Origin of the sequence: Saccharospirillum alexandrii (assembly GCF_004000275.1) — a bacterium.
GTDB lineage: Bacteria > Pseudomonadota > Gammaproteobacteria > Pseudomonadales > Natronospirillaceae > Saccharospirillum > Saccharospirillum alexandrii.
Genome location: NZ_RCIP01000002.1, coordinates 798,456 through 821,395 on the forward strand (window position 1 = coordinate 798,456; position 22,940 = coordinate 821,395).

A 22,940-nucleotide genomic window follows, 5' to 3' on the forward strand; every position below is an offset into this window, starting at 1 on the left:
CTCAAGCCAATAACCCGCCATCAGAACGACACCCTGGCAGCTGACGTCGGTGCCTCTTCAACCACCATCAGCGGTTCGACTTCCAGCTGCGGGTTGGGCCAGCAACTGGCTATTTGTGGTGGTAAACCCAGCGGTACTGTACTCAGGGACTGAATAACCGGCCGCTGACCGACGATTTCATAGTTAATGTCGATCTGGCTGATGTTCTCCTGGCGCAGTTGCGCTTCAGAGCCCGGGAAATCACTGGCACTGAAAATGAACCGGCCATCTCTGAAATCGTCGAGAAAGCGGGCAAAGCCCTTAACACCCGGGTAATCCTTGGTCAGCCGCATTTGACCAATTTCAATGGTCAGCGAGGTATCACCACACTGTTCCAGCGACCAGTTAAAGGTTCGCTCTGACGGGTAGTTATAATTCGCCAGTGTCTGCACACCATCACTGCAGTGCAAATTCAGGAAGGTGGCATAGGGTGAAGCCGTTGCTCCGGCATTGGTGCCGGAGGGCAAGGTTCGTACGCTAACGTCAAACTCATTACCCACGACGATGCCGCCATTGCTCGCGTTGTTCAGCACGCTGTAAAAGTCTTCGTCAAGTGTCATGGTGCGCCCGCTCACTTCAGCCGGAACATACCCGCGGTTCAACTGGCGCGACACAAAAGCCTGAGCATCTCCGTTCAGAAACTCCCATAGCACCCCCTGCTCACCGACAATCAGACTACCCAGGCGGTTCTGCTCGACACCTTCGAGCGATGCCAGGACGTTGTTTTCCCAGCGGTCCTGCAATTCACAGGAACCCTCTTTCATCATATAGTCATAGGCCACATCGAGCGGCCCGGTATAAAGTTCCCAGAACAGGGCAGACTCGGAATCAGGCCGGCCAAAAATTTCCTGCAGTGCATACACGGCCGTCCAGGCATTGGCCATGGGTCCGCTGCCAGATTGCAGCGAATCTGGCTGCAGAAAGTAATCGTTCAGGGCTGCCAGTGACTGACTGCGCAAGTTCGAATTAAAGGCTACCTGTGACAGGGCTGCCTTGTAATCGTCAACCGCCGTCACACCCTGCTCCAGTAGCGAGTCGAGCGGATTGACCTCTTCTTCAGCTGTACCGGCACCGGCCCGTCGCTGAATCCTGATCGCTCGCTGCGCCAACTTGCCGACCTTACCGGCCTTGCCCAGAACTTTTTTAATGGCTCGTGAAGCACCAGGCCCCTGGCCGCCGGATGCATCGGGTACTGTGTATTCCTGCAATTCAACAAAGTAGGCGAAGTGATCGGCCGAGGCGTACTGCAACGCTTCAAATGGCGTCAGCTCGGCGTACATACGTTCTATAAAGGCAAAATAGGGGTTGTCATTGCCGGGCATGCGTTCCAGTGCGCGAACCCATTCACGGCGATCCCGGTAACGCTGAACGCCTTCATCGAAGCGTTCTGCAAAAGACTCCCAAGCCATCTGGTATTCACGCTGATAAAACTGCTCGAAATCGGCCTGAATCTCCGTCAGTGCATCATCGCCCTCGTTGGCTGTGGAAAACTCTTCCATAAATTGGGTAATAAAGTCATAACCGGTCAGGGTGAAGGCCGGATCCACCTGGGGGGCGTTTGCAATGCGCTGACTGCCACCCCAGAAGTCTTCAAGCCGAACACTCGGAAACCCCTGGGCGTTAGCCCAGTCGATGATCCAGGTGTAATCACCGCTGTTGCGGTTAACCAGATGCAACAGAGCGCTCTGCAGATTGACCCGCTCTTCGTTCAGCGAACTGGTTACGGGGTTCCAGTCGAGATACGCCAGATACAATTCATTGAAAATGGCCGACTGCTCCAGGCTGACCCCTTCCTCCAGCAAGCCGTAGTAGGTGCTGCTCACCGCCGGTACCAGGCTCGGGTCTTCATCGTTCAGCTGAGTTTGCAGGGCATTGATACGACGAATCAGCCCGCCGGCTACGACACTGGTCTCTTCGTTCGCCAGATCATCAATGGTCTGAATGATGGGTACATCAATAGGTTGTAAAATGGCGGTACGGAAATAGTTGACGTAACGGGCCCGTAGCTCACTGATGTCCCCCGCTCCACCGTATGGCAGCCACCAGGGAATCAGCTCCGATTGCTGGTACTGCTCCATGGCCAGGGCAAAGTCGAGCAATTCGGCGGCTGAAAACAACCGCTCGGCCGGGCTGCCCTGTTCACTGAGTTCAACTTCCGAGAACGTATCGCGAATGGCTTCCAGCGCACTGCGATTTGTTTCATAGGCGAGCGTTAAGACCGCAAAGCTGATCAGGGTGACGGCGCCGCCAATGCCCAGTGCATAACGACGCACTGCACGGCGTAACCGGTCGATACTCGGCAGACTTTCATAAAGCCCGCGATCGGAAGGCAATACCCGGGTAAAGAACTCATGCAGAAAAACACCCCGGAGGGTTTCCTTGCCGTTAATGCTTTGAAGGCTTGACCCGAAATACAGGCCGCGAAACTTAGGGGCCTCCTGATAAATATTGCCCACCAGCGCGGTATTGATAAAAGCATGCAGATTATCACGCAGACGCTCTACTTCAGAAGGCAATACCAGCAGACTGTCGTCGGGTGTATCGGTGCGCTCCATCATCAGCAACCGCAGTTCTTTCATGCGATCGAGAATGCTGTCGAGCGCCTTGTCGAGTACTGAGTTGAAATCAACCGTATCCGCTGTGTTCAGGTACCCCATCGGCTGCAACAGGCTTTCATCGGGCAGGTAGGACACCCATTCCGAGAAGCCTTCGATCTTGTCGCACTTGGTAACCAGCAGATAGACCGGCACCTGAATTTCCAGGCGATCCATCAGGTTATTGATCGACGTGCGAACCTGCCGACCTTCTTCCAGAATGGTTTCTTCGTCGCAGGTCAGCAGTCGCTCGGCAGACACAGCAACCACCAGCCCGTTCAATGGCTCGCGTTGTTTGTGACTGGCCAGCAGACCCAGCAGTTTGTCCCATTCTTTTCGATCCCGTTCCTGCTGTTCGGGCACGGCATAACGCCCTGCGGTATCGATTACAATGGCTTCCTCGTACAGCCACCACTCCAGGTTCAGGGTCGAACCGTCTTCATGAATGGACAGGTTTTCAATGCCGGGCTTGAGCAACTGCGCGCTGCGCAAGGAAGTGCTTTTACCGGTGGTTGGGCGACCGATGATCATGTACCAGGGCAGCACATAAAGCGGGTCACCCCGCAGCTTGAGCTGCGACCGCTTCAGCGCCTTTATGGTTTGCCGCCAGCGCTTGCTCAGCGCGCGGTTCAGCTGGCCAGTGGACATACCCACATCATGCCCGGCGGACACGGCACTGGGCTTACCCTGGCGGATCACTCGCTTAACCTGAGCCCTGGCGCGATAACGAACGTAGAGACGCCGCCCCAGTACCAGCAAAAAGAACACACCGAACCCGACGCCTAGCACCCAGTAGGCCAGCTCCATGGGCCATTCGAGCAGGTAAAACAGGCTGAGCACCACGCCGATAACCAGCACAATCAGTAACAGGCGCCACAGGAATACAAAGAATGCTTTCATCGTCAGGACACCAGGTTCAGTAATTCAACGATCAATCCGCGAATCTGGCTGGCGTACCACAGAAACACCCCCAGAATAAACAACGCGGGAACCGCAACAACGTAGGGAATCAGGTTCGCGCGGCGTTTGCGCTCCTTAGCCGCCAGCTCCTGTTCACTGAAGGCCGTGCGGAACAGGACCGACTGGTCCAGGTTATGCTGAGCCTCCTCTGGCAACAGCAATGCCAGATTGAAGCCGCGCGCATTTTCCAGCTGAGGCCTGTCTTCCGGATCAAAATAACGACCTTTGAAACCCAGGCCCAGGCACAATAAAAAGATTTCCCGGACACTGCGGTCATCGCCATGTTTGCTCAGCAGGTTGAGCCGTTCGTAAAACTCAGCCCCGGCATTGGTGGTATTAAAGTGCGCCCGTTGCAGGGAAGCCTGCTGCCAGGCGTTGCGATCGGGCCACTGGCTGGTCAGCAACACCTCATCGATGTAAGCACACACGGCGAACCAGCCCTCACGCACACTGTCGAGACTGAAACCGGCCGCTTCAGCACGCTCGGTCAGGCTGTGATACAAACGGTCAAAATGCTCTCGCAACTGATCAGCCGGCAGATCACTGGTATTCAGTGTTCTGGCTGTCTGACGCGTAAACAGCAACGCGGGAACGTAAAAATCGACCAGTCTCATAGCGCACCTTGTCCGGGTTCGGCGGGGTACCCTTCCCTGTATGGCTTGTGTGTCATAACGGTCCCTGCTCTTGTTGGTCAGGTGCGATGCACCTGCAGTTCATTCGTGCCTTTCAGACACGCGAGCCGGTGTAGCTCACTTTCTCAGAATAACCAGCTCGCACTTCAGATCTTCCGGTGCTTCAGCCCAGTGCAAGGCAGCATTCTTCTGCCGGCGTACCTTGTCCCATTGCTCGTTATTGGCATCGAGACGTATGTAGTTGGCAAACGCCTTGCGCGGCAGGCCAATGGGCGCACTGCCAAGTATCACCATGGGCACACCCGGCAAGGAACGCTGCGCCAGTTGTTTCACGGTATCAAAAGAGGCCAGCTTGGCGGTGGTTTCAAAGGTTTCCCGCCAATCGTCCGCCAGCGCCTGGGTGTTTAAAACCAGGTAATATTCCACCTGTTCTTCGAAGAAATGTTCCGGAACATCCGCGTGAAAGACATCCTCTTCAAAGGCCATATCCACCAAATAGCGCGGTCCGATGGATATTTCGTTCAACAAGGCCGTCACCAAACTTCTGACGGACTGAAAACAATTGGTCAGATTGCCGTGGTCATAAGCGGGCACCAGACGTTCACCATCGGACTTTTCGCCCACCATGTTAACCAGCCCGGAAAAAGTACTCAGCTCACCAATGAGCTCACGCAATACCCCATAAACTTGCCAGGGATGAATACTGTCCTGCTCACACAAATGCACCAGGCGCGGTACGTACTGGCTAAGTGCCTGCAAGCCTATCCGGTAGCGCAGAACGTTCGGATCAAATTCACTGATACCGCTGCTTGAGGCATCGCTGTAATCAAGCTGAATTGCGCGACCGGTAATTTCATCCCGTATTTCCCGGATCATCGACAACAGAGATGCATTACCCGCCAGTTGTACCAGTGGCGGTACATAGTCGGTTGCGTAGCGTAATTGGTCGCCATCGCGCACCACCTGCGCCACCGGAATCACCTGAAATTCACTGCGCAATTCAATTTCGTGTTCGAACAGAAATTCAAGCTTGTAGTCGAGCTCCTGAATGGAGGCATCCGGACCATCCTGATAGAGATCCTGGGCGCTGCGCGGATCGACCCGGGTGAAATAGCGGGTCTTGACCGCCTGCACATCACCACTGCTGTTTACCACGGTGACATTGGGTTCACCGGGTTGCAGGGTGCGCACGCCAATATAGATGGTGAAGGGCCGATCCGGCTCGACCGCATCTTCATCGAACGTCCGGTTGGGTAGCTGGCCGTTGTCAGGCACGCTGACCTGACTGCCATCGGGGAAAATGAACCGGCCCGACACCAGTTCACAGCTGCGATTGGGCAAGGCGCTGCGCGACAGGTTCAGGTCAATGACTCCCCAGAAGTGAGGCTGCATCATTTGCTGCATCGGGCCGAGCAGTGACTGCCAGTACGCTTCACTGTACTGAAAGTGCTGGGGCTGCATGAACATGCCCTGGTGCCAGAAGATGGGTTTGCTTACTCTCAAGGTCATTCTCCAGCCAGCGCTATATGGTCTCTACGGTCGTCGACCGTATGATTTCAACTTTATTGGTATTGTTCCGCCCCAGCGACAGCGACAGATACAGCACATCCGGCACTGCCTTGGCTTCGTTCGCGACCAGCCCCAGATTCGCCAGTACCAGGTCAACCGCCCCTCGCCTTGCTGGCTTGACTGGTATCTCGACAATGCGGATATCCAGCTCCGTACTCAAACCAAAATAGCCCACGACCACGCCCACAAACTGGGCTCCCTGAGCACGGGGTAAAACCTCGGTTTTGGTTTGGCCTGGCTGAACGATGATGCGATCAAAACTCGCAATAGTGCCGTCAATCCGACCCTCATTCAGTAACTGAATGGCCCCTTCCTGAGTCGTTGCCAGCCCTTGAAAGGTGCCCGGGTCGGACATTTGAAACAAGCCAATTACCAGCGAGTGCGGCCTGCCACTCAAAACATTCAGGTCGGAAGCACTCTCAACCTGCAGAGTGACTGCCCGATCCTGGTACTTCCAGTCTTCAGCAGCCACTTCAAGTACCGGTGTACCCGCACAGCCCGCAACAAACAACGCTGCTGCGCAGGCACACAACACGGTTGCCAGGCGACGCAACGTCGCCACACATGGGAACCATTTCATGACTCAGAATGCCTCGACCAACCGACTGTTAGCATCACCCGTTCGATGCACCAAACTGATAGGACCCTTCGGTACCGGCAGCTTCATGTGTCCAGGTGATATTACCGGCGGTAATGTACAACTCTTCCATATGGGAGAAGTGCGCCTTTTGTGGGTCGGTGACGTTTTCCATCACGGTTTTGATATCCACCAGTACCGCATTCTCAAGTGTCATCACGTAGTACAACTCTTCTTCACCACTGGCTGACACACGGTACCAGTTGACCACAATGCTCAGCTGTTCGCCGCCGGTCAGGGCGTTGTACAACAGAGGCGAGGCTTTATCGATCATCTTCACGATCTTCATCGCCTTCATTTCCGGCAAGCCGGTGATCTGACCGCTTTGTACGTTGGTCGCGCGCGGCACACTGTGCTCAAACGCCTGGATCATGATCTCATCTTCGTGACCTTCCTGGCTGGCGGTGCCAACACTGTCCATGCTCAACGCGCCGGAACTGATGTCACCCTGGTTGGAGCCTTCAATGGTCATATATGCAGGTATTGCCATGGTCTATCTCCTAACGAAAGTTAAATTGCGTTTCAGGCTTACTCTTTGTCGAGCTTGCCAGCCAGGGACAAAGTAAAGCTGGATCCCATGTATTTGAAATGAGGTCTGACGTTCATTTCAACCCGATAGAAACCGGGGTTACCCTCATCGTCCGTGACGATAATTTGCGCTTCGCGCAAAGGCTTGCGACTGCGAACTTCCGGCGGTGGATTGTCCTGGTCTGCCACGTACTGGCGGATCCAGCCATTGAGCTCGCGGTCGAGATCGTTCTTGGTTTTCCAGCTGCCAATGTGCTCGCGCTGCAACACCTTGATGTAGTGCGCCAGTCGATCCACCATAAAGAGGTAGGGCAACTCGGTACCGAGCTTGAAGTTGGTTTCAGCCTGCTTGCCTTCCGGCGTATTTCCGAAGAACTTCGGCTTTTGGCAGGAATTGGCGGAGAAGAAGGTGGCGTTGTCGGTGCCTTTGCGCGCTACCAGACCCATGAAACCCTGCTCGGCCAGTTCAAATTCCTGGCGATCGGTGATCATCACTTCGGTAGGCGTGTAAGCCCGAATATCACCGCTTTCCTCATAGTTGTAGACCGGCAGGTCGAGCACTTCACCGCCACTTTGCGGTCCAATAATGTTCGGGCACCAGCGGTACTTGGCAAAACTTCGAGTCAGGTTACCGGCAAAGGCATAGGAAGCGGCTCCCCAACACAGTTTATTAAAATCCTTGCCAATGTTTTCCTGATAATTAAAGGCTTTGACCTTGTTGTTCTCGCCATAGGCCGAACGCAGCATAAAGCGCGGCACCGTAAGACCAATGTTGCGGGAATCATCCGATTCGCGAAACCCGTGCCATTTGGCGTACTGAGGCCCCTCGAAAATAGATTCCAGGTCTTTCAGATTGGGTAAACCGGAGAACTCATCGAGACCGAAAAACTCGGGGCCGGCGTTGGCAACCACCGGAGCGTGAGCCATGGCCGCCACGGAAGCCAAATCACCCAACAGTTTGACGTCCTGGGAGTTCGGGCCGAAGTCATAACCGGTAATAATGGAACCGATCGGTTTGCCTCCGAACTGGCCGTATTCAGCCGAGTATACGTGTTTGTACAATCCTGACTTGGTCGTGTCCGGTGCATCTTCGAAGTCTTCCAGCAGCTCTTCTTTCGACATGCTGATGACCTCGATCCGGATGTTCTCGCGAAAGTCGGTACGATCAACCAGAAACTTTAGCCCGCGCCAGGAAGATTCGAGTTTTCTGAAAGGTTCAGCGTGGATAATTTCGTCAAGCTGCGCGCTGATCTTCTGATCCACCTCAGAAATCATATCATCTACCAGCTTTTGCTCTACTTTGCCGGATCTGCGGTTAGGTGCCACCAGATCAGCGATAAACGCCTGCACCCCTTGCCGGGCAGTATCGAAACCATCGTCGCCGGGCTTCAGCCGGGTTTCCTGCATCACCTGGTCCAACAGTGATACGCCTTCTACGGTTTCTTTGTCTGCACTGCTTTTCTGTAAATCGGCCATCTTGACTGTCCCCTTATTCTTCAACACCCAGTTCGCGCATGATTTGAGCACGAGTATCATCGTTGTCGAGAATCGCCTGAATGGTTTTTCGGAATGCCGGTGTGTTGCCCAGCGGACCTTTCAGAGCCAGCAGCGCCCGGCGCAATTCCAGCAAGCTATTCAGTTCTGGAACCTGGCGGGCCACGTTCTCGGGATTAAAATCTTTCATTGAATTGATTTTGAGATCGACATTTACGGTATCGGTCGAGTCTTCCTGTAACTTGTTGGGTACTGAGAACGACATACCAATATTGTGGCTTTTGATCACATCATCGAAATTATCTTTACTGACGTTCAATGGCTCTATGTCTTCCAGAACATCCTCGTTGGGACGTCCGGTGAAGTCATCCAGGACAAGTAGCTTGAGCGGCAGTTCAACGTCTTCCGTCACGCCTCCGGTATTGGATTTATAGGCGATATTAATGCGTTCTTTAGGTGCGACACTTCCATCAGCCATGGCAACAATCTCCTCGCGTATTGTTCTGTTTTCAGGTCACTGCGGACCCGGGGTCGAACCAGCAGAGCTCGGAATACGCCGCAGCCTGCCTGAGTTTAAGTGAGTCGGTATCGTTCGCTTCATTATTGGCCTCGCGCTGACACGCCTGATGCAACAGGTGATAGCAACGCCTGGCGAAATCGGGTTCCCAGTCGGCTAGCCGGTGCTCTTCGATATATTGACCGAGACGATCCAGTATTGGCAGTGCAGCGGCCGCCTGGCCGCTATCCATTAAAACTTCCGCCAGCGCCAGCCGGGCATGGTATTCCTGGCGACGACTGCCACTGTGGCGAGCAAAGGTTTGCAGTTCATTGATGGCGTCGGCAATCTTGCCGGAGGAAGCCAGTTTAACGGCCGACCGGTGTGCTTCGTCCAATGCATCGCCCTGCCCGCCACTGCTTTCAATATCGTCACCTGATAACAGTATGGCCTGGTTTAGCCAAAAGCGGGTGGCGTCATCGGCAAAGGGTGTACCGTCGCTGTAGCTGAGATCCAGCAAGCCTGGCAAACGTTCGAGCAGGCCACGCAATTCACTTCGGACCACTTGCAAGGCTGCCTGGTGGCTGCCTCCCAACTGGTCCATCGCCGTAACCAGCAAGCGCTGCCCTTCAAACCAGTAAGGCAACTTGACCAAATGCTTTTCAACCTGATCCACAACCCCGGTGAAATCCGCCTGATCAAGTGCTTGTTGTATACGCGTGCCCAGATCCTTGGCCGGAGGTGGCACCTGGGTTTTGCCATCTTTATTGGGCGGCAGGGAATCTACGTTCAACCAAAGCGCATATCGCGCCAGGCGATACCGTCGGGGTTCAGCAGGCTTTGCTTCTGCGTAATAGGAAGACAACTTGCGCAAAGCATCCTGAATCTGACGGATCGCCTTGCTGGCATCGGCGTCTGTGGCGACATCCGCATTGATGTCCGGGGTTTTCAGTGTGCTGGGGGCCGGTGGTGTCGCCGGCTGCGGCTGTGCTGCGGGTGGAGGCTGTGCAGCAAGCGCTGCGACTGGTGGTTCGTTGCTGGCGGACTGCGGACTGGCGGCGTCATTCTGGGCCGGTGATTCTGTAGCCGGTGGCTTGGGTTCGGGCGGTGCCGCTTTTGCTTCAGCCTGTTTGGCCTCGGCATCCGCGGTTTTCTTCAACTGTCGCAATGGCCGAATCAGCCCGGTCATATCGGGTGCTTTATCTGCCATCTTTTCGGCGAGCCACTGATCCAGACCCGAAACGGTCTCATACAGTTCGCTGATTTGCGTTAACTCGGCCCCTGCAGGTGGCTTGGTCTCTATATGCCAGCTGACTTTCTCAACCAGCCAGGTAATGGCTGCAGCGCGCCCTCGTATTCGCTTAAGCGGTGGGTGCATATCGTCCCACCAGTGTTCGCACAGTTGCTGCAACAGAGCAAAGCCTTGCAACATGCCGCTGTAACTCTGGTTCTGGACGAGGGCCGCAGCCATATAGCTGGCAACCAGAAGGTCTTTGGATTCGGAGGTGAGGATGGTGCGGGCAAGCTGTTCAACTAACCTCCAGTCAACCGTAGCGGCGGTTAGCGACTCCTGTTTGGCGAGTTCAGCCTCTAGCTGCTGGAAGGAATCTTCATATTTTACTGAAATACCGCAGGGTGCGTCACCCGGGATGGGAGCGGAGGCTAACTCTGCGATGTCATTTTCTACTGCCATTGTAACCGCCCGCTCCATGCCTGTAAGTTCAATTCTTCCCTGACCCGGTAATTGGCCTTTAAGACAACAAAAACAGATTTGCTGGCTCTTGCCGGATCGCCACTTACTTAACGATAGATGCTACCCAATTTTATAGGCCACCTAGCTAACTTGCTTACCGGTTAACACTAATCTATTACGAATACCAAACAATGTAAAACCATTGTACTTCCCCTTCACTTCATCAACATCACTCAAAAAATGCCACATTATGGATTACTTCCCGCAGTCAGGTAGTAAAGAACGCTACCATGCTCTCGCTACTTCCAGCATGAGGATGAAACAAGTAACTAAGAATACAGAGTGTAGAATGCAGCGATGCACCTCAGTCAGAAAACTTTACATTTTAGAGGGGACCAACGGCTGACGTTAGCGAACTTAAAGGCCAGCGTCTGCACCAGGCGGAATTGAAGCGGGCCGAACTGCTTATCATTTGGAAGGAATCATCATTAACAACAATGATTTATATAAGCATGTTTAGGCTTAACATTAACAAGAGCGGCTAACTTGATAAAAGCATGGAGCAGGAATGGCTATTGAAAGCAGTCGCCAGTACTTCTATGCTCTCTTGGGTCGAAGATCCACTCGTGATGCCAAATTCAGAGCAGCCAGGGTTATGGCGTGTGGTCTCTGAAAAGATTTAACAACAGGACGTGTTGAATGACCATTCCGGCAGTGCTCAATGGATTGATTCTGGTGACGCTTTCCACGTTATTGATCGGTTGCGCGCCAGGTGATTCGGGCGATAACCTACCCGACAACCCCGTTTCATTGAACAATAGCCCGGAAGTGGAAGAAGGCGACAGTGGAGCCTCCATCCTTATATTTGAACTGGTAAGCCCAATTGCCCGGGAAATAACCTACTCAACCTTTAACATTTCCGCGGCCAGTGGCAGCGACTATGTCAGCACATCGGGCACACTGGTTTTTACCGCCAATGAGCGGCACAGCGTTGAGGTTACCGTCCTGGGTGATACCCGCGTTGAAGCCAGTGAAACCATTGGCTTGCGCCTGAGCTATAACGACGATACACAAAGTCAGTTTGAAGGCACCATCATCAACGATGACTTTCCTGAGCTGTCTGTCTCAGACGTCAGTATAGAAGAGGGCAATCAGGGCTCCCGGACGCTCGAGTTTGTAGTGCAACTCGATCAGAAAACCGTTGATCCCTTTCCACTCAGAATCCTGATTCCCGAGAGTGCTTCCATCCCCGGAAACGCCAGAGCCGGTGAAGACTTCAATGCCATTGACCAGCAGATGACGATACCGGCGGGAGGCGATGAACTCAGAGTGCCGGTGCAGATTTTCGGCGATACCGACATTGAACCGGATGAAGACTTTTCCCTGGAAGTTTATAACCTTAGCAACCAATTGCTGGGGTCTGCCACGGGCACCATTAACAATGACGATATCCCCGGAAATGATTTTCCAGAGGTCAGTGTTCAGTCTGCCAGTGGCAATGAAGGCACCGGGAGCGATGGCGTTGTTGACTTCAACGTCACTCTGGATTTCGCCGTCGAGGTTGAACTTTTTTATCAGGTAATCACAGGTTCTGACGATACGGCGACACTGGGTGACGACCTGCCGGAACAAAGCGGGTCTGTGGTGTTTGACGGTACAGAAACCGGAAAAACCATTTCAATCAACACCCATGCCGATGACATTTTCGAGACCGATGAAACCTTCACCCTGCTGGTAACCAGTGAACAGGGTTTCCTGTTCGACAGCGCCCAAGGCACCATTCTCAACGACGATGCCCCCAACGTCCAGGTCTCGAACGTGGTACAGAACGAGGGCAACAACGTCGGTGGTGTAGCCGATTCAACACCCTTTGAGTTTACCGTCACCCTGCTCAGCGACCTGCCCGCTGGAGAATCACTGACGTTCGAATATCGTACCAGTAACGGAACGGCGAGTTACCAACAAGGAGACTATAGGCGGATTCCCGGCCAGGACGACCTGACGCTCTCGTCCGCTGCACCGTCGGATACCATCAGTGTCACGGTTAATGGCGACAACGATTTCGAACGCGATGAAACCTTTGAACTCAACGTTTTCTACGACAACGAAGAAATCGCCACCGGTACCGCAACCATTGTGAACGACGACGATCCCGTAGTGACGATCACTCCCTCCCCCAGCGGAACACCAGATGAAGGCGACGAGGGCGAAACCGGAGAGATCGAATTCGCAGTGACCACCGAAGAAGAACTGTCCGGTTCCAACTTTGTCTACTACCGCACCCAGGATGGTTCCGCCGTCGGTGGGGACGACCTGAATGACCCGGATATAGACTTTGAGCACACTCAGGGTCAGTTGGACATTGCCGATGAAAGCAGCGAGTTTCCCGTCGTCCGGTATCGTGGCAATGACCGGGTTGAGCAAGATCGCACCTTCGCATTCGAGGTCTATTCCGACTCTCAACGCACCAAATTGTTGGACAGCTACGAAGTAACGCTGCGCGATGACGACACCATTACCCTGACTCTGACACCCGCCAGCATCAGCATCGGCGAAGGCAACCCTGACAACGGCGAAACCAGCATATCCCGCTCACTGGTCAGCTTGCTCGGTGAAGACAACCTGCCTGACATTCAGGCATCGGGGGCTATTACCGAACAGGACTATGATCTGGTATTTGTTCGCGGTGCCGGCTCCACCGCCGACGGCGACGACATTTCGCTGGGTGCTGGCGGCGACACGCTAACGCTCACCCTTCCCGCCGGGAACTATACTGTTACCCCTTACACAGCCGCCATCGAGGACATTGAGGTGCATGGCGACCGCATCGTGGAAAACGACGAAACGCTGGAACTGACACTCGACAGTAACCTGTTCGTCAGTGGTGAGTTCACCGAAGGGGCGCGGACCATGATCACCATTGTCTTGCAAAATGATGATGCGCTCGAGCTTCAGTTTGACGACACCACGGCTCGATCCGACGACGAAGACAGCCCGTCACAGACACCCCAGGTACGTGCTGTCAATGCGGTCGCAGCCGGTTACCAGGACGACGGCCCCGGTGGCGCGCCGCTGACCTTCGAGCTTCAGCTGGGTGCCTCATCGACCGCGACCGCCGACGATTTTGACGAGATGAACGTCACTGTGGACGTAATGGCGTTGGCCGGTGCAGACGGTGTGTCGGCCGGCGAATTGTTCGATGTCATCAGTGTCGTTGCGGATAACATAGTCGAAGAGGATGAACTGGCTCGGCTGCAACTGGTCAACCCGGGCAGTGGTGTGGCACTGGACCCAGACGCCGACGAGGTGGACTACACACTGCTGAACGATGACGTGTTGACGGTCGGCTTCTCCAAGTCGTCTTACCAGTTCACGGCCGGAACGGCACCGGATGCCGGTGATGCACTCGGGCTGACGGTTACCGGGGCGGAGCTGGATGCCAATTCACCCAATATCAGTGTCGATTTCACTAATACTGAGGTTACAGCAGTATTAGGGACACATTACGAAAGCGACAATCAAACCATTCAACTACCCAAGTTTGACTTTGAGCAGCCCGGAAATCAGTTCATTGCCTTCGATGACGACGACAGCAATCTGCAGTTCAGAGTCATTTCCAACAACCGGGTTCATTTTGGAAAAACGCTGGCATTGGCACTGACTGATAACTCGGAATACGTCACCCTCGACGGCAGTGCGGATGATGTAAATATCACCATTCTGACTGATAACCAGCTCACCGTCCGCTTTGCGGATTCCAGTTACACTTTCACCGAGGGGGATGCAGTCGATGAGGCGGACCGGGTCGGGTTTACTGTCACCGGGGGAGAGCTAGACTTGGATGCAGGTGACACCCTCTCTTTCAGCATCGATTTTATCGACGGCACCGCCGAACAGGGTGCCGGCCAGGACTACACCTCCGACAATCAGCTTATAGAATTGGCCAATAACACCGGCTATGACAACACCTTTGTGCCACTAGACGCCGTGCAACTGGTCATTGTTGATGATGAGGTTGTCGAGGCGGACAAGGCGTTCACAATCGCATTGCTATCGGTCAATGCGCCGAACGATCAGCTGCTGGTAACAGAAGCTCCGGATACTACAGAGGTGACGATCGAGGACGACGACACCCTGAATGTTGCCTTTTCCAATACCACCTTTCAGATCATTGAAGATAATGTGCTGACGGACGACCTGCCTGTACTGGTGGTTACTGGTGAAACGGAAATCGACGTTTCCGTACCGGTCGAGCCGGGTGACACCGCCGGGCTCGACTATGCGTTCGACAGCGGTGACCTCAACATAGAACCCATCACCCTGTCCCCGGGCGAGTACAATAACCAGACCGTCACGGTCGACCTGACGATCGCAGGTGACAACACCCCGGAGTTCAATGAGGCGCTACCGCTGACCATCGTACTCAACAGCACCGAACCCCTCGCGGTTGGCAACCCATTTGAAACGCAGCTACGGGTGCTGAACGACGACCTCGAACTCTGGGTCAATGGCAGTGGCGCCGGGCATTGCGCTACCGATGATGAACTCATCGAATGTGATGAAGAAGCCATTACTGGATCCGCCTACAACACCCAGGACGCACAGCAAAATACGCTGGGTGATCTCAGTTTTACGGACCCATCAACCGCCGATTCAGGCTGGGAATGCAAGACTGACGACCGCACCATGCTGCTATGGGCAGTTGAAACAACGGCCACCGCATACAGCTCGCTCAACGACGCCGAAACCGAACTCGCCGCCGCCATAGCCAACGAACGATGCGGCACAGCAGACTGGCGTCTGCCAACGCTGGCTGAACTGTTCAATCTAATGGATTTCTCAGCACTGAGCCCGCTGGTTAACACTACCCTGCTCAATACACTTGTGGTTGCAGCAGATGATGCCTATTGGTCTGGAACCGCAAACGGCGGGTCTGATAACTGGTTGCTCAAATTCGAGTCCGGTGCACTGATTCCCGGGGCCAACGGCGATGACACAGAACGCCTGATGCTGGTGTCAACCTCTACCGATCCGGCGTCCCGGCAATTGCAGGAAACAAACGCGACCGACTCCTACCTCTGTGCGCAGCCGGGCACCGAGCTGCCCGCAGCCGCCATCACCAATCATCGATACACTGTGAGCGGCACCACAGCGGAACCGGTAGTCACCGACAACCTGACCGGCCTGACCTGGGCCGTCCTCGGTCAGAGCACTGATGACTCCGCACCAGGGGAGTCAGGTGCAACATGGGAAAGCGTTCTGGAAGCGGCTCGGGATTCAACCTATGCTGACCTCATCGGCTGGCGAGTTCCCACCGTCAAGGAATTGCTGTCCATTCTGACGTTCAATTGCGAAACGGACGATGACGGCACCCTGCTGGATAACCATCAACTCAACACCTACTTCCTGCCGCTGATAGACGGCGATACCGGCCTGCCCTTGCCATTGATATCATCGACGCCGGTCATCGTCGACCCCACAGAACTGTGGATTCTGGCACCCGGCACGCCTGAAACGCTGATCCAACGCAGTGACCCGCCGTCCCAGGCCATCGAGCAGCAGACCTTTATGGTCCGAACCGATTCACCGTTCTAGGAGTCTGTCGGACTTAGAGGAATCGAAGCGAGGGCCAGCAACCCTCATCATTCTGCAGTAACCGTAATGGTGGGTGCCTCAGTTGGCACTGCGCAAGGGGTAGCGCAGCGTCCAGCCATTGTCGAACACCAGGCCCGGCACCGCGGGCAAGTCACTGCTGATGGCGTCGTTTTCGAGCAACACATTGGCCGGAATTTCGTAACCTGGCTGAGTGATCGCAAACAACAATGAAGGCTCTTGCCACAGCATACCATCGGCTTGCGCCCAGGCCCGCCAGTAAGCATCGGCAGCGCCGAGCGTCGCCGATTCCCGATTGAACGCTACCTGGCTACCCTGCTGGTTATCGAATACCGTGCCGCCGGTCACTGTGATATCGGCTCCATTCAGGTTGACCACATAGGCGACCGGTTCGGTAAGGCTGAGGAAGATATCCCCGTTGGTCGGCACATCGAGCACAATCGGCTGCAAGGCTCCGGCGCCAATGCCTGACCCGGCCCGTATTTCGACCTCGGGCGCCGTTATGTTAACCGAGGTATCCGTCAGGCTGACGAAATCGTCAATGGCGTTCACGACCGACCCCTCAACGGCAGTCAGGCTCACCAGCCCTACACCGGAAACCAACTGGCCCAATGCCAGATCACCCGCCTGGGTAACCAGCGTGATGCCTTCACGACCTTCGATACTGGCGTTTTCAGTCATGGCAATGCCCGCTTCGGCATTGGCCGTCACGGTACCGCCGGAAGAACTCAGCGCCTTGTCCAGCGACAGGCTGTTCGCGTCGATGGACAGCTCGTCAATGACCATTATGTTCTGGTCAATTGTCAGGTCTGACCCGGTATTCAACACCAGGCTCTGCAACGCAATGTTCTGACCGACCTCGCCCAGCACAATGGCTCCCGCACCGCTGTTCAGGATTAAGTCAAAGGTGCCATCAATTGAGGCGGTTCCAAGATCAATAGTGCCATCGTTAGCGGACGTATCCAGCTCGGTATCGTCGGTCAATTCAATGGCAAACACCTGAGAAAAGTCGATTTGGGCGTCATCGGTACTGATGCGGCCGCCCAGTCCCAAACTGGAGGCCTGGATCAGATCCAGGCTGACCAGCCGCTGGGCCTGGCCAATATTGCCTAGCGAAACCCCGCCCCCGCCGGCATTCAGTGACAGCGTATAAGCGCCGTTTACATCGATTCCGGACAGGTCGATCGTGCCGTTGGCCGACGCTGTGTCGAAGGTTGTATCCGCAGTCAGCAGTAATTGCTGGCCACTGAGGGAGATGCCACCACTGCCACTGGTCGTGAGGTTGTCCAGCTCCAGTGTGCCCGCATTGACCAGGCTGAACGCCTCCAGCGCGTTAGAACTACCCACATCGTAGAGCCTGAGGTCCGCGCCCAGATTATCAATACTGAGCTCGTACGGTCCGTTAATGGCGACCGCCTGAACATCGTCACCCAGATCCAGAGCACCCGTCAGTTGACTGTCGCCCGCCAGCACCAGCTCACCCGCCTCGCTGAAGTTCAGCTCACTGGCCACTATGACTCCGTTTAAACGGGTTTGCTGACTGTTCAGCGTCACAATATCGGCGTTATCGAGTGTGCCCAGCGTAATGGTGGTGTCGGACGACGCTGTCAGGCTGTTATTCGCCATATCCAGTTGTGTGCCATTCAGCAACAAATCACCCGTACCGGCGCTCAGAATTGCGTCGCCGCTGATGCCGATGATGTCTCCGGTGTCTCTGAGATCAATTCCGTCGCTGGTTGTCAGGGTATTGCCCAATGTCAGGGTGCCACTGGAAGCATCCGTATCGTTGACCACCAGATATTGCAAGGTCGTTAAGGCATTCTGCTCGCCGAGATAAACATCACCCTGAGCCACATTCAGGGTTAGGCCATAGCCCCCTAATACATTGTCTACGAGTATCAGGTCGCCGGCACCGGCCACACTCAGATCGGTGTCCTGCCCAAGCAACAGCGTGCTCAGGTTGCCAAAGCCGATTCCGCCGGCACCGGCATCGACGTCATCGGTCAGGTACAGGAGTGAACCCCCAACTGTCAGCCCTTCTGTGTTTACCTCGCCCAACTCAACCTGATTGGCAACAATGCTCAGTGAGCTATCGGCGGATTCAACCACCACATCGCCCAGATCCAGTGAACCTGTTGAGATATCCAGCAGGGTATCGGTGTCCAGATTGAGCGTCTGGGCAACCACTGCCAGGGTGCCGGTTCGAATCGTACCGCCCAGCTCAATTTCGCCTGTGCCGGCATTCAACTCAATATCGCCGTACCGTTCACTAACGCCGATGGAGTCGAGGTTCATATTGCCGGTTCCAGCCAACAGTGTCAGGTCAAAGGAGCCCGGCGCACCGTCGCCTTCGATAGTGCCGCTAAGGGAAAGACTGGAACCTGCCTCCAGTGTCAGACTGCCGGTTTCCTGAATGATCTGACTGGCATCGATCGAGAGGCTCCCGCCCGTTTCAATGTTATTGCCCAGGCGAACCGCACCCTCCGTAAAGACCGACAGTCCGGCCAGGTTGGTTAATGAACCCAGTGCTATCGTGCCGGTTCCGGCATTACCGTTATCCACCAGCATAGAGTGCGTATTGCCCTCAACCGGAGCTAAGCGCACGCCTCCCCCGCTGGTGAACAAACTGATGTCGTTGTCGAGAGTTATGCTGGTAACACCGTTGCGTAGGTCCAGTTCAGCGGTTTCATCACTGACGACCAGGTTGTTGGTCAGGGTCAGTTCATTCACCCTGGAAAACACCAGTTCTCCCATGCCAGAGGCACCGTCGTCCTGCCCGACACCGCCAAGTTCCAAATCATTCGTGTTCAGATCAAACTCAAGCCGGCCGGTGCCATCCGGTGCCAGACTGCTGATTTCCGTGTCGCGTAAAAGCAGATCACTACTGGCGTTCCATTGCATGTCGGCCCCGGTAATCAGACTGGTCACATCCATGGTGAGCGGACTGCCGGATACCGTATTAAATTCAGGCGTGTCGAGTATCAGCGTATCCACCGCCAGGGAGGTACCCTGATATCCGATCGCACTCCCCGCTTGCAACGCCAGAGAAAAATTATCGCCGCCATTCAGGTTGCCATTCAGTGAGAGCCCTGAACCCGCCTGCAAACTCAGGGTCGTGTCGGCGATTGAATCGAACCGACTGAGCGGCGAGTCAACAACCAGGTCATTGCTTGCGATGACCCTGACGTCGCTGTCATTGAGACTGCTGACGACGCTCGATGCCAGAATCTCGGAACCCACGCCGACCGGATTAAATTCATCCCCATCGACTGGGTTGGTGTCTACCCCGGGCGACAGGGTTTCGACAATCTCCATGTCACCGGCTGCTATGGTCCAACTGCCGGTATCCAGTGCGGTGGTGTTCGCACTGACCTCGCCGATAATCCAGATCTGCCCCTCACTGCGGGTGACAACCTGGCCCCCGCTATTGCCCAGGACGGCGTTGTCGGCGTTGATGCTGCCGTAAAACTGGGTATTGGACAGGCTGTCTACCTCGACGGTACCGCCGTCGCCATTCCCGGTCGCATTGGCGCTTATTCCGGACCCCTGGGCCAGATACACCTGGTCGGTTTCCAGTCCGCCCAGGCTGCCACCCACCTGAACCCGGCCACCACCGTTCACGCCATCGGCGCTGACCTGCCCGCCTGTGTCGACGCCAACCTGTTTGCCAACCAGCGTAATGTCACCTCCGGTGCCTGAGTCGGTACCACTGCTTGCAATGACCTCGCCACCATCAGCCACCCAGACAGCGCTGTTGTCGGCGATTAGTCGGATATCACCGCCATCGCCATCCTCAACGGTTATGGCGTTGGCCGAGACCAGACCTTCAACGTTTACCGCTCGGCTGATCACTGTATCCAGTGCGGCGGATGAAAGCTCGATATACCCTCCCTGGCTGAGAATATCGCCGTTGACGCCGACCTCAATGCCCTGCTGATTCGACACATCCGCATCGTCGAGATCAATGTCGAAACCAATACTGGACCCACCAAAGGTAACAGTGCCCTGGGTGTGGTTGCTCAGATTGATATCGGTCGCATTGATGTCCCCGGAAATTGAGATATCCGGAGCGAAGTAAGCCACGGTGCCACCATTGGCGTTTACCGAACCGGCTTGAGTGATTGCGTTAGTACCGGAGTCCCCGTTCAGGGTGAGAATGTCGTTATTCAGGCTGCCTGTGGATGTGGTAGCGACCAGCGATCCTACATTGACCGTTGAATCCGCTCCGAAGAATAAGCCATTGGGGTTGGAAAGAATCAGCGTGCCGTTGGACTCAAGCGTTCCCAGAATTTGCGATACTGAACCGCCGCCGATGTTGTTCAACGTAACGCCGTTATTATTGTCGAGTGTAAAAACGACTGACTCACCGGTTCCTATATCGAAACTGTTCCATTCGATCGTCTCAAAATCAACGGACTGATCGATTTCCGTTACGGTGCCGTTAACACTAATAGTGGTCGTTCCCGTGTTGGGAGTGCCCCCGCTTGGCGCCGCCCGCCCCACAAGGGGTACCGATAAAAGCGGCAGCGCTATCAATACAGAAACCCGGTGCAATCCATTCATCATCTCACTCCGTTGCAGCCCGTCAGAAGGTACGACTGATGCGAAAACCAAAACTGACCCGACGCCCATCACTGGGCATTTGAGCACCGATGGGTACGGCCAGATCCAACCGGGTTTGATAGTGCCGTGCCAGGCGGAATTCAGTATAGACACCCACGCTCATCGCAGTGGGGTTGGCTTCTTCGTTGGGCAAAGCCTCGTTCAGGCTGCCCATGGCAAAATCCCAGAAGGCGGCCAGTTTAAGCTGACTGACCGGCAGAGTCAGTTCCGGCGCCGCGGACAAGCCATAGTACTCAACCGACAGCGCCCAGGCGGAATCCGCACTACGATCACCCGCGGGGTAACCCCGCACCGTGTCACTGCCGCCAAAGCTGTACTGTTCGAGCGACGTCAGCAGGTTGGAACTCAGTTGCAGGTCGGAATGAAGTGACAGGTACTGGCCACCCACCGCCTGGGTTCGCTCACCACTCAGGCGCCACACCGTAAAGGTACCGCCGGCCCGGTCACCGGAGCTGCCTACCCGGCTGCTATCCTCATCACCGCTGCCATCCATACTGCCCAGGAAACTTCCAATTCCCTGATTCACCGACGCATCAAGCTGACTGACGCCGCCACCCAACCAGGCATCCGATGCCTGCCAGGTCCCACCCAGCGACAATACGGTCAGGCGATCATCACCAAGACTGTCATCGTTCAGATCACTGTTGGAACGCTTGAACTGAAGCGACTGATACACCGAGGAGCGTTTAATCTGGCTGCGCCCAAGGTAGCGCTCAGTCCGCAGGCCAAACTGACGGGTGCCACCTTCGATATCCAGAATCTCAAGGTCACCCCCCACAGAAAAGGCACTGCCGCTGAGGTTCAGGCTCGCATCGGTATTATCCCAAAGCCAGACTGGGCCTCCCAAGCCCATCATATCAAGGGGCATGCGGTATTGGGTTTGGCCGGAAATGGAATTATTGGGCAATAGTGAGAATCTGAGCTGAGCAGACAACTGATCCGCCCGATTGGCCAGATTGTTCGCCTGCCCGGCCAGTGTCACCCGGTAAGTTCCGGTATTTTCACTGCCATAATTATCTACGGCGGCCAGTATGCCAAACGGCTGTTCACCCAGCACATCCAGCTGCAGCCTCGTTGTGCCTGGCTGCTCCCCGGCCGTCAGCGAGCTGCGCAGATCGATGCCTGGAAAATCGGAAAGCCGCAGCAGTTTCTGCTCCAGCACAGCCTCCTGCACCGGCGCGTCAATCAGAGGCTCAAACAGAATATTCAGCGTTTCATCGCTGTATAGATTATTGTTCTGTGGAGAAACATCGCCCAGAATCCCGATCACCAGCTGCAACGTCAGGGTTGCGTTCTCGAGGCGTTGTTCGGGAATGATCACCCGCGCCAGAATAAACCCCTGTTCGCGCAGAAAGTTACCCAGATTAGCCACCAGATCGTTCAGTTCGGCGACGTTGTATTCACCATTGCGTTCATCTCGATGCGCAGTTACCCGCTGCCTGAGCGCTTCCATATCAACCCCAGCCGCTTCAGCAGACTCGAACGCTTCATAACGGAAAGTATTGATGATTATGACGGGCTGATCATTTGTATTCGACGTTACTCTGGGGGGGAGTTCAGCGGGCGGTCCGAACCGGGTCGGCGTATCACCCTGGAAGAAGGGGCTTTCTGTTTCAGCACGGGCAGCCACACTCGCCAGCACGGCAACACTGAACAATACGACGCCTGAAAATCCCTTTTTCAACGAGCTCTCCCCTGTTTACAGCAGACTGTTCTATGACCAGTTCAATCCAACTACTTTGCCAGAATAAGCCACCAGGCACCAGCCACAGCGACGGCTGATGAGAATGAAGCGGTTGACTTCAAAATCCCATCATTAAAATCAATCAGTTAGCAATTTGCTGCTGCTTTTTCGCCGTTCTAACATCCCCAAACACTGTCTGGCCTGCTATGGTAACCGGAGTAATGCCAAGTGCAGCCTGATCCGAATTTATGCGATATTTCAATAAATCGCCAAGGCGTCGAATGCATTGGCCAGCCATCACAACAGCACCACCGGCTATCACTATGCAGCCGGTAAAGTACTGTGATCACACCGGGCTTCAGGCTATCACCTGCTCAA

General features: G+C 55.0%; 11 protein-coding genes. 1 reads left to right on the forward strand and 10 read right to left on the reverse strand.

What is annotated here, in order from left to right; translation table 11 throughout:
- Positions 1-20: 20 nt before the first annotated feature.
- The 8 genes from EP166_RS11390 to tssA all read right to left on the reverse strand — a co-directional run bounded on the left by EP166_RS11390 (position 21) and on the right by tssA (position 10,642).
- Positions 21-3,533, reverse strand: coding sequence for a type VI secretion protein IcmF/TssM N-terminal domain-containing protein (locus EP166_RS11390; protein WP_127557023.1), 3,513 nt, complete (start codon positions 3,531-3,533; stop codon positions 21-23).
- 2 nt (positions 3,534-3,535) lie between these two features.
- On the reverse strand, positions 3,536-4,207 hold the full coding sequence (locus EP166_RS11395) for a DotU family type IV/VI secretion system protein (protein WP_127557024.1): 672 nt from the start codon (positions 4,205-4,207) through the stop codon (positions 3,536-3,538).
- 135 nt (positions 4,208-4,342) lie between these two features.
- A complete protein-coding gene (gene tssK / locus EP166_RS11400) occupies positions 4,343-5,728 on the reverse strand; it encodes a type VI secretion system baseplate subunit TssK (protein ID WP_164743911.1) in 1,386 nt (461 codons plus the stop codon).
- Between the two features lie 19 nt (positions 5,729-5,747).
- Positions 5,748-6,374 carry a type VI secretion system lipoprotein TssJ gene (tssJ, locus tag EP166_RS11405; protein WP_127557028.1) on the reverse strand — a complete coding sequence of 209 codons (627 nt, stop codon included), beginning with the start codon at positions 6,372-6,374 and terminating at the stop codon, positions 5,748-5,750.
- A 34-nt stretch (positions 6,375-6,408) separates the two neighbouring features.
- The gene (locus tag EP166_RS11410; protein ID WP_127557030.1) at positions 6,409-6,921 is read right to left on the reverse strand and encodes an Hcp family type VI secretion system effector; all 513 of its coding nucleotides are present in this window, start codon (positions 6,919-6,921) and stop codon (positions 6,409-6,411) included.
- Positions 6,922-6,959: 38 nt separating this feature from the next.
- Positions 6,960-8,435, reverse strand: coding sequence for a type VI secretion system contractile sheath large subunit (tssC, locus tag EP166_RS11415; RefSeq protein WP_127557032.1), 1,476 nt, complete (start codon positions 8,433-8,435; stop codon positions 6,960-6,962).
- Between the two features lie 13 nt (positions 8,436-8,448).
- Positions 8,449-8,931: a type VI secretion system contractile sheath small subunit gene (gene tssB / locus EP166_RS11420; RefSeq protein ID WP_127557034.1), complete on the reverse strand. Its 483-nt coding sequence runs from the start codon at positions 8,929-8,931 to the stop codon at positions 8,449-8,451.
- A gap of 31 nt (positions 8,932-8,962) precedes the next feature.
- Positions 8,963-10,642 (reverse strand): type VI secretion system protein TssA, encoded by a 1,680-nt coding sequence (tssA, locus tag EP166_RS11425; RefSeq protein WP_164743912.1) that lies wholly within the window; start codon positions 10,640-10,642, stop codon positions 8,963-8,965.
- Positions 10,643-11,341: 699 nt separating this feature from the next.
- Here tssA and EP166_RS11430 point away from each other — a divergent pair.
- Positions 11,342-16,237, forward strand: coding sequence for a Calx-beta domain-containing protein (locus EP166_RS11430; protein ID WP_127557038.1), 4,896 nt, complete (start codon positions 11,342-11,344; stop codon positions 16,235-16,237).
- Between the two features lie 78 nt (positions 16,238-16,315).
- Here the strand turns inward: EP166_RS11430 and EP166_RS11435 are convergent, their stop codons facing one another.
- Both EP166_RS11435 and EP166_RS11440 read right to left on the reverse strand, forming a co-directional pair.
- Positions 16,316-20,821, reverse strand: a complete 4,506-nt coding sequence (locus EP166_RS11435) for a beta strand repeat-containing protein (protein ID WP_164743913.1) — start codon at positions 20,819-20,821, stop codon at positions 16,316-16,318.
- 19 nt (positions 20,822-20,840) lie between these two features.
- Positions 20,841-22,562 (reverse strand): ShlB/FhaC/HecB family hemolysin secretion/activation protein, encoded by a 1,722-nt coding sequence (locus EP166_RS11440; protein ID WP_127557042.1) that lies wholly within the window; start codon positions 22,560-22,562, stop codon positions 20,841-20,843.
- Positions 22,563-22,940 lie beyond the last annotated feature (378 nt).